A 14,272-nucleotide genomic window follows, 5' to 3' on the forward strand; every position below is an offset into this window, starting at 1 on the left:
CCTCTGCCCACCGCCATGACAAAGCGCCTGTCTTGAAGCGCCGGTACGGGGATCCGCCTGAAGACGGCTCCAGCAGCTAGAGAAGCTCGGGCGACTGCACCGTGACCACCACGGTCTGCACGTCGCCGTCGCGTTCGCGGGTCCGGATCCACCACAGGGAACCCTTGCGAACCGGGCAGCTGTCCTGCTTCAAGCCGAGAAGCAGCGAAATGGCCTGCCCCACCGATGGCTGGTGGCCGACCATCAGCACCACAGACTTGCCATTGGGCCAGCCGGCCGCGCCCAGCATGGCCTCGGGGGTGGTGTCTGGCGCGAGTTCGGAGCGCAGCTTGTATTTGCGGCCGAGCGCGAGCACGGTCTGTTCGCAGCGCCGCGCGGGGCTGCAGATGATGCGTGTGCCGTCGGGCAGTTGCCGGTCGAGCCAGCTGGCCATGCGCTTGGCCTGCTTTTCGCCGCGCGGGGTGAGGGAGCGCTGCAGGTCGTCGCAGCCCTCGGTCCAGTCCTCGGCCTCGGCATGGCGCCAGAAGATCAAGTCCATGCTCGTCGTCTTTCGATCGTCAGTTGCTGGATGCATCGGGGTGATGGCCTCGCGATGCATATCGGTTCATCAGTGCGGCTTGTGCGCCGTGCGCCTCGACGATAGGCGACTCTCCCGCCTCGCCGCGGTGGGTGTCGTGGTCGACGCGCGTGTAGATCCCGTCGCCTCCCAGGTCCCAGGCATCGCGGCCGTCGTGCAGGTACGCCACCAGGCATTCGTCGATCAGGCGTTGGCGAAGGCCGGGGTCGGTCACCGGCCAGGCCAGTTCGACGCGCCGCATCATGTTGCGGTTCATCCAGTCGGCGCTCGAGAGGTAGAGCGACTCCTCCTCCCCGTTGCGAAAATAGAAGACCCGCGAGTGCTCGAGAAAACGCCCGATCACCGAACGCACGCGGATGTTGTCGGTCAGCCCCGGCACCTGCGCCGGCAAGGTGCAGGCACCGCGCACGATGAGGTCGATCTTCACGCCGTTCTGTCCTGCGCGCATGAGTGCGGCGACCAGTTGTTCGTCGGTCAGTGCATTCATCTTGGCCACGATGCGCGTAGGCTCGCCGGTGGAAGCGGCCAGGCCCAGCGCATCGATCTGCGAGACGAGGTTCTTGTGCAAATCGAACGGCGCCAGCCACATGCGGTTGAGCTTGGGCAGCCGGCTCTGGCTGGCAAGGTGCACGAACACCGCTTCCATGTCGGCCGTCAGCAGCGGGTCGGCCGTCAGGTGGCTGATGTCCGTGTAGAGCCTTGCGGTGCGCGGGTTGTAGTTGCCGGTGGAGAGATGGCCGTAGCGGCGCATCTGCTTGCCTTCGCGGCGCGTCACCAGCAGCATCTTGGCGTGCGTCTTCAGGCCGACCACGCCATACACCACCTGAGCGCCGATCGACTCGAGCATTTCGGCCCAGTTGATGTTGGCCTCTTCGTCGAAGCGGGCCTTGAGCTCCACCACCACCGTCACTTCCTTGCCGCGGCGCACGGCTTCGCGCAGCAGGTCCATCAGCTCCGAATCGGTGCCCGTGCGGTAGATGGTCTGCTTGATGGCCAGCACCTGCGGGTCTTGCACCGCTTCGCGCAGGAAAGCGAGCACGCCGTCGAAGCTCTCGAAGGGCTGGTGGATCAGCACGTCGCCGCGCTGCAGCCGCTCGAAGAACGACTGCACCGGAGACAGCGTGACGGGATACGAGGCGGAGTACGGCGGAAAGAGCAGCTGCGGCTCCTCCAGCAGATCGATCAGTTGGGTCAGCCGGGCCAGGTTGACCGGGCCATGCACGCGATAAAGCGCCTGCGCCGGCAGGTTGAACTGCGCCAGCAGAAAGCTCGCGAGCGATTCGGCGCAGCTGGCAGACACCTCGAGCCGAACGGCCTGTCCGTAATGCCGATGCTGCAGCCCTTGGCGCAAGGCCGTGCGCAGGTTCTTGACGTCTTCCTCGTCCACCGCGAGGTCGGAGTGCCGGGTAACGCGGAACTGGGAGAAGTCACCCACCTCGCGTCCCGGGAACATGCTCGAGAGATGCGCGCGCACCACGCTCGAAAGCGCGACGAACAGCGTCTTGCCGTCGGACACCTTGGCCGGCATGCGGATCACGCGCGGCAGCACGCGCGGCACCTTGACGATCTGAATCGGGTTTTCGCGCCCGAAGGCGTCCTTGCCACCGAGCCGCACGATGAAATTGAGCGACTTGTTGGCCACCTGCGGAAACGGGTGCGCCGGATCCAGGCCAACGGGAATCAGCAGCGGGCGCACTTCGCGCTCGAAATATTCGCTGACCCATTTGCGCTGGGCCGCATTGCGTTCGCCGTGCGAAATGATGTGGATGCCGTGCTTTGCGAAGGTCGGCATCAGCTCGTCGTTGTAGAGCGCGTACTGGCGCGCCACCAGCGTGTGGGCCGCCTCGGCCAGGCGCTCGAACGACTCGATCGTGTAGCTGCCCTTCTGGTCGCCGGCGCTGCTGGCAATCAGGTGCGGTGCCGCACGCACTTCGAAGAACTCGTCAAGATTGGAAGAAACGATGCACAGGTACCGAAGACGCTCGATCAGCGGTACCTCGGGCCGGTGGGCCCAGTCGAGCACGCGCTCATTGAAAGACAGGATGCTGTGATCGCGGTCGAGCAGCGGAAGCGCCGATGCCGCGACCGCGAGCGTCCGGTCAGCGGGAGCAGATTGCATGGGCACTGATTCTGGAGCAAGGGGCACGGGAGCACACGTAGGCTGAAATATGACAGTGTCGCCCTCGTTTGTGACGTTTCCGTGACGTTCCTGTGACGCCGGCGGTCCAGCGCTCGGCTCCCCCGTGCCGGGCGACGAGGCGGATGGCCTGGCAGCGGGCCGGGCAACCGCTGGTTTCATGCGCCCAGAAAATGCTTGCGATAGCGCGCCGGCAGGTCGTCGATGCGCATCAGCATCGGCAGGTCCGCGGTATTGAAGTCCGGGTCCCAGGCCGGCGCACCCAGCACCTTGGCGCCCAGGCGCAGGTAACCCTTGATCAGCGCGGGCGGCTCGACATCGAGCGCACCGTCGAGCCTTTCGACCGGCAGCGGCAGGCGCGGCTGCACCTGGTACTGGATCGGCGCCATGTGGCTCGCCGAGAGCTGGCGCCAGATGCTGGCCGCTGCATCGCCGTTGGTCACGCCGTTGTGCGACATCGGGATGCTCGCGCAGCCGATCATGGTGTCGAGCTTGTTGCGATGCATGAACCCGGCCAGGGCACCCCACAGCGCGAGGATCACGCCGCCTTGGCGGTGGTCCGGATGCACGCAGCTGCGACCCAGCTCGACCATGCGCTCGCGCAGGTCGCGCAGGCGGGTCAGGTCGAACTCGGTGTCGCTGTAGGTGCTGCCCACGCGCCGGGCCTGGGCCGGCGTGAGCACGCGGTAGGTACCAATCACTTGCTGCGTCAGTTCTTCGCGCACCAGCAGGTGTTCGCAGAAGTCGTCGAACAGGTCGATGTCGTGGCCTGCCAGCGGCGTGCTCACGCGCGCACCCATTTCGCCGACGAACACCTGGTAGCGCAGGCGCTGCGCGGCGCGCACCTCGTCCAGGTGACGCGCCCAGCTCACGGTGATACCTTGCCTGGCATCGACGACCGGCGGCACCAGCACTGCAGCAGGCGCCTCGGGCAGCGTTGGGCGCGCAGCTGCCGGGGCCGGCCACAGGGCGGCGCGCAGTCCGATCTGCGACAGCGGAAATGTCGGGTTGGGCAGTTCTTTCATGAGGAACCCTTTCTGCCGATGGAGTCTCTGCACCTGCGGTGAAACGGGCATGTCAGTGGCATTGCATTTGCATGACGGGGGTTACGGCGTGTTCGGGTCGCATGGGAGGGCCGCTTGGTTGTCTAATGCGATGGGTCCGCGACAAGGAGCTTCTGCAAATGGCCACCGCTGCAAACAGCAATTTGGACAACCGTCTCCACCAGACTTTTCCCGTTCTCAGCGATACCGAAATCGCGCGCATTGCGCACTTCGGAACCGTGCAGCGCTTTGCACGCGGGGAGCGCCTGTTCACCGCCGGGGAAACGAGCCCGGGCATGTTCGTCCTGCTCAAGGGCGTGGTGGCGGTCACGCAACGCGACGGCCTGGGGCACGTGGTGCCCATCGTGCGCCAGGGTCCGGGCGAATTTCTTGCCGAAGTGGGCCAGTTGAGCGGCCGCCCTGCCCTGGTCGACGGCCATGCCGAAGAAGAAGTCGAAGCGCTGATCGTGCCGCCCGCGCAGTTGCGCGCGCTTCTGGTGGCGGAAGCCGATCTTGGCGAGCGCATCACCCGGGCTCTGATTCTTCGGCGCGTGGCGCTGATCGAATCCGGCGCCAGCGGGCCGGTGCTGATCGGCCAGCCGCAGTCGCCCGACATGGCCCGGCTGGAGAACTTTCTTCGTCGCAACGGGCACCCCTATCACCTGGTCGATGCGGCGGAAGATCCGGATGCCGCGGCGCTGCTGGAACAGTACGGCACCTGCCAGCTGCTGGCCGTGTGCCCCGACGGCTCGGTGCTGGTCAACCCGGCCGAAGATGCACTGGCACGCTGCCTGGGCATGGTCGACACGGCGGAGCACGACGAGCTGTTCGACGTGGCCGTGGTCGGCGCCGGCCCCGCCGGGCTGGCGACCGCGGTGTATGCGGCCTCCGAGGGCCTGCGCGTGATCGTGCTCGACTGCCGCGCCTTCGGCGGCCAGGCCGGCGCGAGCGCGCGCATCGAGAACTACCTGGGCTTTCCCACCGGCATCTCGGGGCAGGCGCTGGCGGGCCGGGCCTTCGTGCAGGCGCAGAAGTTCGGTGTGGAAATGCTGATCCCGGCCAAAGTCAAGTCACTGGACTGCACGCGCAACAACCCCGTCGGCAGCCTGCGCATCGCCCTGGCCGACGGCCGCACCATCAATGCGCGCACGGTGGTGATTGCCAGCGGCGCACGCTACCGCCGGCCCGACGTGCCGAGGCTCTCCGAATTCGAGGGGCGCGGCATCTGGTACTGGGCGTCGGCCATCGAAGCCAAGCTCTGCTCGCAGCAAGAAGTCGCGCTGGTGGGCGGCGGCAACTCGGCGGGCCAGGCGGCAGTGTTCCTGTCGCGCCATGCGGCCAAGGTCAATGTGCTGGTGCGCGGCCCCTCGCTGGCGGCCAGCATGTCGCGCTACCTGATCGATCGCATCGAGGCCACGCCCAACATCGAACTGCATCCGCACACCCAGCTGGTGAAGCTGAACGGCGGCTCCGAGCAAGGCCTCACGGGTGCGACCTGGCGCTGCCAGACCACGGGCAACGAGCACGACTGCGCGGCGCGCAACATCTTTCTTTTCGTCGGGGCAGAGCCCGAGACCAGCTGGCTCGAAGGCTGCGGTGTCTCGGTCGACACGCACGGCTTCGTGCTGACGGGCGGCGCGGCGAGCGGCGGCTTTCCGGCGCGTCCCGCCACGGCGCTCGAATCCAGCGTGCAGGGTGTGTTTGCCGTGGGCGACGTGCGCTCGGGCTCGGTCAAGCGGGTGGGCGGCGCCATCGGTGAAGGCGCTGCCGTGGTGGCGCTCATCCACCAGCATCTTTCATCCAGTTCGGCCGTGGCCTGAGGGAGGCACGCCGCTTGTTGCCTGAGCGGGGAATGCCCGGCGCTGCACGCGTTTGAATGGCCGCGTATATGCTGCCTCCCTCGAATTCCCACCCCTACATCGGAGCCCCGCGACATGCCCGCATCGCCCATCGAGGTCTATTCATGGCCCACGCCCAACGGCCACAAGATTCACATCATGCTGGAAGAGTGCGGCCTGCCGTACACCGCCCGGCCGATCAACATCGGCAAGGGTGACCAGTTCGCTCCCGACTTCCTGCAGCTCAGCCCCAATAACAAGATTCCGGCCATCACCGACCCCGACGGTCCGGACGGCAAGCCGATCTCGCTCTTCGAATCGGGCGCCATCCTGGTCTACCTGGCAGGCAAGACCGGCAAGCTGCTGCCCAAGACCGATCGCGAGCGCTACGACGTCCTGCAATGGCTCATGTTCCAGATGGGCGGCGTCGGGCCCATGCTCGGTCAGGCGCACCACTTCCGCATGTATGCCCCCGAGAAGATCAGCTACGCCATCGAGCGCTACAGCAACGAGGCCAAGCGCCTCTACGGCGTGATCGACAAGCAGTTGTCGAAGAACAAGTTCATCGCCGGCAAGACCTATTCGATTGCCGACATCGCCATCTTCCCGTGGCTGCGCAGCTGGGAAAACCAGGGCATCACCCTCACCGACTACCCGCACCTGAAGGCCTGGTTCGACGCCATTGCCGCGCGCCCCGCCGTGCAGCGCGGCGTGAAAGTGCTGGCCGACCTGCGCCAGCCGATCACCGGCGACAAGGAGCGCGAGATCCTTTTCGGCAAGACTCAATACGAGAAACGCTGAGAGGCCCGATATCCGGGCTAGAATAGAAGGCTTGTCGGGGTGTAGCGCAGCCTGGTAGCGCATCTGGTTTGGGACCAGAGGGTCGAAGGTTCGAATCCTTTCGCCCCGACCAAAAAAAGTGAATGCCTGCAATGACGTAAGTTGTTGCAGGCGTTTTGCTTTTCAGCTCCACCTGCTCACCGTCCGGGCCTCTTCCAATGCATCTCTGCGCCTGAACCTGTTCGCAGGTGTGATGTCGCTCACAGATTCAGCCCTTGGTTGCAGATAAGCCCGGTTGCGACCTATCGCACCCGGGAACACACTTTTCCTCCCAAATCAAGCCGGCACATTGGGCACAGCTAGCGCCGGCAACCCGGAGGATCCAATGCCGCTCTTGTTCCTGATAAGGCTTCTGCGCACACAGCTACCGGTACAGGTCGTCGCGCCAGAGGAAATTCGAGATGTGTCCGTGCTCATGGCCACAGGATTGATCGAGGCCAAAATTACCGCGCTTCAGCCGGCGGGACTCTACGCCAAGGCCTCGATGGCGACGGTGGAGGGCATTACCGACGAGGGCCTCGCCGAGATCGCGAAGATGGGCGACATTCGCAAATTCATGCAGCCCTCGATGCGATTTGCCCGCGGAGCGCGATTGATGTGACCCGGGATCACCGGCATCACTCGGGTCTGGTTCAAGATGCCAACGATGGATTTGATCTTCATCGCAAGCCCGGACCCCGGCTCAATACACTGACTGGAGAGGCACATGGGACATGCGCTGTTCACCCAAGTCCTGGCTGCGCGACTGCCAATGCAGTTCTGGGGCAACTCTGTCGTCGATCAATTGAAGCACCTGGAAGATGCCGGGTACATCAAGGTGGCATTCTCACCACCGCACGGCGCAGCACCGCCCCTTGCGACAGTGAACGAGATCACGCACCTGGGGCGAGCTGTGGCCCGCTACTGCGGAACAGACGACGGCGTTCCCAGTCGGCCACACACAATCGGTAAAGGGCTTCTGCCGCCCCATCACGCCCAGATGTAGGTCGAGGTGCGATCCCAGAGCGCTGCTTGCCAAGGCTCCCTTGACGCAGTGGAGCTCGATCCGATCCCCGACTGGGCCGGGATGATGCAGCGACGTTTGTTCACTGCACGTTGTGCATTGATTCACATCCGAAATTTCGGAGTTCTGGCGTAACTGCCTCGCCCGCCATTGCGGGCATCCCCCGGAAACTGACCCCGCAATTTTTTCCCGCCTCGGCGGGTTTTTTTTGCCCGGCAGATCTGCACCAGATCTTGTCATCGCCACTCGACGTCGAATTTCCTCGAAACGACAACCAAAGGCGTCACCTCGGCCGCGCGCCGCGTACAACAGCGCACTCTCGCTGGCCCGCGCGAACACCGTTCGCGACTATCTGATGCGAGCCGGTGTGTCAGCGCCCAACGTGCAGGTGCAGGCATGGGTGAATCCGAACCGAAAGTGCAGTGCGCGCAGGCCGCGCGAGCGGCGCTCATCGATTGCCTGGCTCCCAACCGACGGGTCGAGATCGAGGTATTCGGGGGAAGTTGATCAAAGGGGGCGGGTTTCGCGAGGCGAGCCCGCTCCCCTTTTCAGATGCACAGAGCTCAGGTTGACGAACAGGAAAGCAGATCTCACGCCCATGGGGGGCCTCCTTCGGAAAGTCGAACACAGCGGAACCCGCCATGCGCGCCAGGCGCACAGCGGCTGCGCTGGTTTTACCTCAGGCCGAGAGCCGCAATAGCCCCTGCTTTCCAGTTACGGCCATGTCCTACAGAGCCAATCAATTGGTCTGTGACAACTGCTCCAGGATGGCCGGATTTTCCAGCGTGGAAGTGTCCTGCGTGATCGCCTCGCCCTTGGCGATGCTGCGCAGGAGCCGGCGCATGATCTTGCCGCTGCGCGTCTTGGGCAGGTTGTCCCCGAAGCGGATGTCCTTGGGCTTGGCGATCGGCCCGATCTCCTTGGCCACCCAGTTGCGCAGCTCGTTGGCGATCTGCCTGGCCTCCTCCCCCGTCGGGCGCGCGCGCTTGAGCACCACGAAGGCGCACACCGCCTCGCCCGTCACGTCGTCGGGCCGGCCCACCACGGCCGCCTCGGCCACCAGGTCGGTCTTGGACACCAGCGCCGATTCGATCTCCATCGTGCCCAGGCGGTGGCCCGACACGTTCAGCACGTCGTCGATGCGCCCCGTGATGCGGAAGTAGCCGCGGTCTTCGCTGCGCACCGCGCCGTCCCCGGCCAGGTAGATGGTGCCGCCCATCTCCTCGGGGAAGTAGCTCTTCCTGAAGCGCTCGGGGTCGTTCCAGATGGTGCGGATCATCGAGGGCCAGGGCCGCTTGATGACCAGCATGCCGCCCGCGCCGTGGGGCAGGTCCTTGCCGGTCTCGTCCACGATGGCGGCCATGATGCCCGGCAGCGGCAAGGTGCACGAGCCGGGCACCAGCGGCGTGGCCCCGGGCAGCGGCGTGATCACGTGGCCGCCGGTTTCGGTCTGCCAGAAGGTGTCGACGATCGGACATTTCTCGTGGCCGATGTTCCGGTGGTACCACATCCACGCCTCGGGGTTGATGGGCTCGCCCACCGAACCGAGGATGCGCAGGCTGGACAGGTCCCAGTTCTTGGGGTGCACCTTCTCGTCGCCCTCGGCCGCCTTGATGAGCGAGCGGATGGCCGTGGGGGCGGTGTAGAACACCGACACCTTGTGCTTCTCGATCATCTGCCAGAAGCGCCCGGCATGCGGGAAGGTGGGGATGCCTTCGAACACCACCTGGGTGGCGCCGGCGGCGAGCGGGCCGTAGGCCACGTAGGTGTGGCCGGTGATCCAGCCGATGTCGGCGGTGCACCAGAACACGTCTTCGGGCCGGATGTCGAAGGTCCAGTCCATGGTGAGCCGGGCCCACAGCAGGTAGCCGCCGGTGGCGTGCTGCACGCCCTTGGGCTTGCCGGTGGAGCCGGAGGTGTAGAGGATGAAGAGCGGGTGCTCGGCGTTCACCGGCACGGGAGCGCATTCGGTGCTCTGCCCTGCCAGTGCTTCGGCGAAGCTCTTGTCGCGGCCTTCGATGCGGCTCCAGGCGGTGGCGGTGCGCTCATACACGAACACGGTCCGGATCGACTCGCAGCCGCCCAGCGCTATGCCGTCGTCCACGATGGCCTTGAGCGGCAGTTCCTTGCCGCCGCGCAGCTGGTAGTTGGCGGTGATGACGGCCACGGCGCCGGCGTCGATGATGCGCTCTTGCAGCGCCTTGGCCGAGAAGCCGCCGAACACGACGCTGTGGGTGGCGCCGATGCGCGCGCACGCCTGCATGGCGACGACGCCTTCCACGGTCATGGGCATGTAGATGATGACGCGGTCGCCCTTGTGGATGCCGGCGGCCTTGAGCGCGTTGGCGAACTGGCTCACGCGGGCGAGCAGTTCCTTGTAGGTGACCTGGGTGACGGTGCCGTCGTCGGCCTCGAAGACGATGGCGGTCTTGTGCTCGACGGGGGTGCCGATGTGCTTGTCGAGGCAATTCGCGCTGGCGTTGAGCTCGCCGTCGCCGAACCATTCGTAGAACGGCGCCTTGGATTCGTCCAGGGTCCGGGTGAAGGGCTTGGTCCATTGCAGGTTGTCCTTCGCCAGGCGGCTCCAGAAGCCCTCGAAGTCCTGCTCGGCTTCCCGGCACAGGGCCTCGTAGGCGGCCATGCCGGAGATGCGCGCGCCAGAGCTGGCGCGGGCGTCGGGCGGGAACACGCGGTTCTCGACGAGGACGGATTCGATGGAATTGGGCATGCTCATGTGGTCTTCGGACACGTCGTCCGTCGTTGGTCGTCAGTTGTTGGTATCCGCTGGAATGCGCAAGATCGTTGCCATTGCTCGTCGACTCACGGCGCCTGCCAGTCGACGTTTCCCCCCTCGAACATCGTGCGCAGCCGCCCGCCCTGAGCGAGGGCATTGACGCTGGCCTGCAGCGCCTGGGCCAGGTCGGTCGCGTCTTTCTTGACCGCCATGCCCACCGCCCAGCCGTTGCCCTGGATGCGCGCAGAGGGCAGCGGCGCGATGGCAAAGCGCGTGTCACCGCGCAACACCGATTCGATCTCGGAGGCGAGCCCCGCGGCGGCGGCCACTTCGCCGCGCTGCAGCGCGCGGGCCGCTTCGGCACCGTCCTTCGGCTGGGTGTCGAGCTGGTCGCGGTAGGCGCCGTTGTCGGCACCGATCATGAGCCAGCCCGCCAGTGTCTTGCCGGATACGGCCACCTTCGCATTGCCCAGCGCCGAGAGCGTTTCCAGCTGCGGCAAGCGGTCGAGCCGCCGCGCCAGCACCACGCGCTCGCGGTAGTACGGCGCGAAGATGAGCGCCTGCGGCGTCTCGTTCATCAGCGGGCGGTCCACCGGAACGTGCAGCATCACATCGGCCGGGCCGAAGCCCAGGTAGTGGCCGCGCCACACCATGTTGCGCAGGTCGTCGCCCATGTTCTCGTCGGCCAGGAACGGCAGCAGCGAGAGCTTCACGTCCAGCGCGCCGGCCAGCGCGCGCGCCAGTTCGATGTCGATGCCCTGGCCACCCACGTGGAAGGGGGGCATGTCCTGGTAGATCGCCACGCTCAGCGTGCCGCGTGCGCGGATCCTGTCGAGCGTGGCCGCGCGCGCCGTGCCAGCGAGCGCGGCCACGCCGGCGGCCGCGGCCCACCGCAGGCACTCGCGGCGCGACAAGAAGGAGGAAAGTGTGTGCATCGCAGTCGCCTCACATCGGCTTGTCGCGCCGCGTCTCCAGGTAGGTCTTGATCGCCCAGATCGCCTCCTGGTTCATCGATCCTTCGAACGGCGGCATGTAGACGGCACCGTTGCGCGTGCGGCCGCGCCGCACGGTGGTGAGAAAGAAGTCGTCGATCTCCTTCACGCAGGCCGCCTTGCGCGCCGCTTCCTTGAGGGAGGCGCAATCGTTGTCGAGCTTGCGCAGGTCGGGTGCGATGCCGCCGGAGATGGCGTCGATGCCGTGGCAGCGCGCGCAGTTCTGGTTATAGGCGGACGTGCCGATCTGGATGGCCCCGCCGTTGCCGCGAAACGGGTTCTCTGCGCGCCACTGATCGCCCAGCTTCGGCAGCGACGAAGTGTCCACGGCCTGTGGCGTGACATCGCCGTGGGCCCAGGCAGCGCCGGAAGCGGCCACGCTCAGCACCGCCGCAAGCAAAGCACCGGCCGCCTTGCGCAGCCTCGGCGGACGGGCCAGGGGCCGCAGGATTCGTGGATCGGGATTCTTCATGTCGGGTCTCCTTTGTGGTGATGGGGATCCCGCACAAATCTGCAATCGCTATGCCAACGGTCCGTTGCTGCAAGCGGGAACACAAATTGCCTTCCCTGTACCGTCCCGACACCGGACAGTGCCCACAAGGGGCGGTTGCTGTGGCATCCTTGCCTCTGCAGCGTCCGCTCGGGACACCCCGCTCCCCGGGGGTGTTCCAAAATGAAGCAAACCAGTGAGAGCATTCTTCGAAACTGGCCAGAGACAAGTTGCCCGCTCAAAAGAAGCAGGACAGGAGACAGCAGATGGTTGACGCCTTTCATGCCCCCGCCGGCCCTCTCCAGGGCTGGACCAAGCCATCGACGCTGGCCGTCACGCCCCCCCGAGCCGGCCGCACCGAACTGATCGAGCAGTGGCATCAGCGCTGCGCTGCGCTGGGCCTGTCGCGCGTCGAGCGGCCGGACTTCGATCCGCTGCGGCGCAGCGACCTCGTGGTGGCGCGCGAGCGCAACCAGCGGCTGTTCACGCACGCGGCACCGGTGATGGAGATGCTGCTGGAGCAGATCGTCGACACCGACAGCATGATCGTGCTGGCCGACACCACCGGCACAATCCTCCACTCCGTCGGCGACGACAAGTTCCTGCAGCGCGCCAACAAGGTGGCGCTCACGCCGGGGGTGAGCTGGGCCGAGCATTCCAAGGGCACGAACGCCATCGGCACCACGCTGGTCGAGGAAACGCCGACGGTCGTGCATGGCGGTGAGCACTTCATCCACGCCAACAACTTCCTTACCTGTTCGGCCGCGCCGATCTTCGATCCCCGCGGCGAGATGCTGGGCGTGCTCGACGTCACCGGCGACCAGCGCTCCTATCACCAGCACACCATGGGCCTGGTGCGCATGTCGGCGCGCATGATCGAGAACCAGTGGCTGTCGGACGACTACGGCAACCGCCTGCGGCTGCACTTCCATGGCCGCGCGGAGTTCATCGGCACGCTGCTCGAGGGGATCATCGTCGTCGGCGTCGACGGCAAGATCCTGGGCGCCAACCGCGGCGCACTGGACCAGCTGGACATGAGCATCGCCGCGCTGCGCATGCAGAGCCTGACGAGCCTGTTCGGCATCACGGCCTCGGCCGTGTTCGACCATTTCCGCGCGCCGCTGCCCACGCCGATGATGCTGCATGCGGCCAATGGGCAGCAGTTCCACGTCAGCGCCCGATTCAACGGGCCGCAGCGCGGGGTGGTGCTGGACATGCCGGTGACCTCGGTGGAGCCGCGCATGCCCGGCGGGGCGGGCGCTCCTCCGGTGCAGGCGGCGGGCGCCGCCGCCGCAGCGACGCAGCACCCCAGCCCTTCCTCCCATCCTCCTTTCTCCGGCCTGCACTACCTCGACACCGGCGACGCCCAGATCGCGGCCGCGCTGCAGAAAGTGCGGCGCGTCATCAACCGCGACATTCCGCTGCTCATCCTCGGCGAAACCGGCACGGGCAAGGAACTGCTCGCGCGCGCCGTGCACCAGGACTCGAATCGCGCCCGACAGCCCTTCGTGGCGGTCAATTGCGCCTCCATTCCCGAGTCGCTGATCGAGGCCGAGCTGTTCGGCTACGAGGACGGCGCCTTCACCGGCGCGCGCCGCAAGGGCTCGGTGGGGCGCATCGTGCAGGCCAACGGCGGCACGCTGTTCCTGGACGAGATCGGCGACATGCCGCTGTCCCTGCAGGCGCGGCTGCTGCGGGTGCTGCAGGAGCGCAACGTCACTCCGCTGGGCAGCCTCAAGTCGATCCCGGTGGACATCGCCGTCATCGGCGCCACGCACCGCAACCTGCGCGAAATGATCGACGCCGGCACCTTCCGGGAAGACCTGTACTACCGCCTCAACGGCCTCGTGGTGCGGCTGCCGGCGCTGCGCGAGCGCAGCGACCTCGACGTGGTGGCGCGGCGCATCCTGCTGGCCGAATGCCCGCAGGACACGCCCGAGATCGACGCCTCGGTGCTGGCGCTCTTCAAGGCCTATGCCTGGCCGGGCAACCTGCGCCAGCTCGCCAACGTGCTTCGCACCGCCGCCGTGATGGGCGCGGGCGAAAGCCACATCTACGAACACCACTTGTCGGACGACTTCCTGGAGGATGCCCGGCGCGTGCGGCCTCACGCCGCGCCCCTCGCGGCAGCGCAGGCACCGGCGCCGCCTCCCCCTGGAGCGCCCGCCCTGCCGGAGGCGGCGCACGCTGCTGCCGTGCCCGAGCACACGATGCGCCCCACGCCCGACGCCGAGCCCCGGCCGGACGCTCCACCAGAGGTTCCGCGCACCCTGGGGGAAGCCGGGATCGACATGATCCGCAGCGCCCTCGCGGCGGCCGACGGCAACATCTCCGTCGCCTCCAAGCGCCTGGGCATCAGCCGCAACACCATCTATCGCAAGCTGCGCTGGAACAATCGCGATTGACGGGGCGCGTGCGAAGCCTCGGGTAAACCCCTGTGCCAGCGCCGCACGGCGCTGTACCAGCCTGGAGCAATTCGCGCGCTCGCCCAAGGGAAGCCAACCGCTTTTCGGCGCACCTTGTGTATCGCGCCCCGTAGGCATGCGATTTGCGCAATGTCGCCGCCCGGCAATTCCGCCCGGCCCGGTACAGCCCATACAAGGAGACTTCATGCAATG

The 14,272-nt window shown here is 66.4% G+C and carries 11 protein-coding genes, 1 tRNA gene and 1 pseudogene; 7 read left to right on the forward strand and 6 right to left on the reverse strand.

What is annotated here, in order from left to right; all coding sequences use genetic code 11:
* Positions 1 to 76 precede the first annotated feature (76 nt).
* From ACAM55_RS12800 to ACAM55_RS12810, 3 genes are all read right to left on the reverse strand, one after another.
* Positions 77 to 538, reverse strand: a complete 462-nt coding sequence (locus ACAM55_RS12800) for a histidine phosphatase family protein (RefSeq protein WP_369651942.1) — start codon at positions 536 to 538, stop codon at positions 77 to 79.
* Between the two features lie 19 nt (positions 539 to 557).
* Positions 558 to 2,696: a polyphosphate kinase 1 gene (gene ppk1 / locus ACAM55_RS12805; protein ID WP_369651943.1), complete on the reverse strand. Its 2,139-nt coding sequence runs from the start codon at positions 2,694 to 2,696 to the stop codon at positions 558 to 560.
* Positions 2,697 to 2,872: 176 nt separating this feature from the next.
* Positions 2,873 to 3,739 carry a GNAT family N-acetyltransferase gene (locus ACAM55_RS12810; protein WP_369651944.1) on the reverse strand — a complete coding sequence of 289 codons (867 nt, stop codon included), beginning with the start codon at positions 3,737 to 3,739 and terminating at the stop codon, positions 2,873 to 2,875.
* 158 nt (positions 3,740 to 3,897) lie between these two features.
* Between ACAM55_RS12810 and ACAM55_RS12815 the strand changes: the two genes are divergently transcribed.
* The 6 genes and pseudogenes from ACAM55_RS12815 to ACAM55_RS12840 all read left to right on the forward strand — a co-directional run.
* Entirely contained in the window at positions 3,898 to 5,577 is a 1,680-nt protein-coding gene (locus ACAM55_RS12815) for an FAD-dependent oxidoreductase (protein ID WP_369651945.1), read from the forward strand.
* 114 nt (positions 5,578 to 5,691) lie between these two features.
* On the forward strand, positions 5,692 to 6,396 hold the full coding sequence (locus tag ACAM55_RS12820) for a glutathione binding-like protein (protein WP_369651946.1): 705 nt from the start codon (positions 5,692 to 5,694) through the stop codon (positions 6,394 to 6,396).
* 35 nt (positions 6,397 to 6,431) lie between these two features.
* A tRNA-Pro gene (locus tag ACAM55_RS12825) sits at positions 6,432 to 6,508 on the forward strand.
* A 252-nt stretch (positions 6,509 to 6,760) separates the two neighbouring features.
* Complete coding sequence (locus ACAM55_RS12830; RefSeq protein WP_369651947.1) at positions 6,761 to 7,036, forward strand: hypothetical protein; 276 nt, start codon at positions 6,761 to 6,763, stop codon at positions 7,034 to 7,036.
* 105 nt (positions 7,037 to 7,141) lie between these two features.
* The gene (locus ACAM55_RS12835; RefSeq protein ID WP_369651948.1) at positions 7,142 to 7,420 is read left to right on the forward strand and encodes a hypothetical protein; all 279 of its coding nucleotides are present in this window, start codon (positions 7,142 to 7,144) and stop codon (positions 7,418 to 7,420) included.
* Positions 7,421 to 7,739: 319 nt separating this feature from the next.
* Positions 7,740 to 7,945 (forward strand): annotated as a pseudogene (locus tag ACAM55_RS12840) (OmpA family protein); the annotation flags it as partial.
* A 232-nt stretch (positions 7,946 to 8,177) separates the two neighbouring features.
* On the opposite strand, the gene acs reads toward ACAM55_RS12840, so the two are convergent.
* The 3 genes from acs to pedF all read right to left on the reverse strand — a co-directional run bounded on the left by acs (position 8,178) and on the right by pedF (position 11,636).
* Entirely contained in the window at positions 8,178 to 10,172 is a 1,995-nt protein-coding gene (acs, locus tag ACAM55_RS12845; protein ID WP_369651949.1) for an acetate--CoA ligase, read from the reverse strand.
* Positions 10,173 to 10,258: 86 nt separating this feature from the next.
* A complete protein-coding gene (locus ACAM55_RS12850) occupies positions 10,259 to 11,107 on the reverse strand; it encodes a substrate-binding periplasmic protein (protein WP_369651950.1) in 849 nt (282 codons plus the stop codon).
* A 10-nt stretch (positions 11,108 to 11,117) separates the two neighbouring features.
* Positions 11,118 to 11,636, reverse strand: coding sequence for a cytochrome c-550 PedF (gene pedF, locus ACAM55_RS12855; RefSeq protein ID WP_369651951.1), 519 nt, complete (start codon positions 11,634 to 11,636; stop codon positions 11,118 to 11,120).
* A gap of 284 nt (positions 11,637 to 11,920) precedes the next feature.
* Here pedF and ACAM55_RS12860 point away from each other — a divergent pair, with 284 nt between their 5' ends.
* Entirely contained in the window at positions 11,921 to 14,059 is a 2,139-nt protein-coding gene (locus ACAM55_RS12860) for a sigma-54-dependent Fis family transcriptional regulator (RefSeq protein WP_369651952.1), read from the forward strand.
* Positions 14,060 to 14,272: the final 213 nt, after the last annotated feature.

Source organism: Variovorax sp. V213 (genome assembly GCF_041154455.1).
Lineage (GTDB): Bacteria > Pseudomonadota > Gammaproteobacteria > Burkholderiales > Burkholderiaceae_C > Variovorax.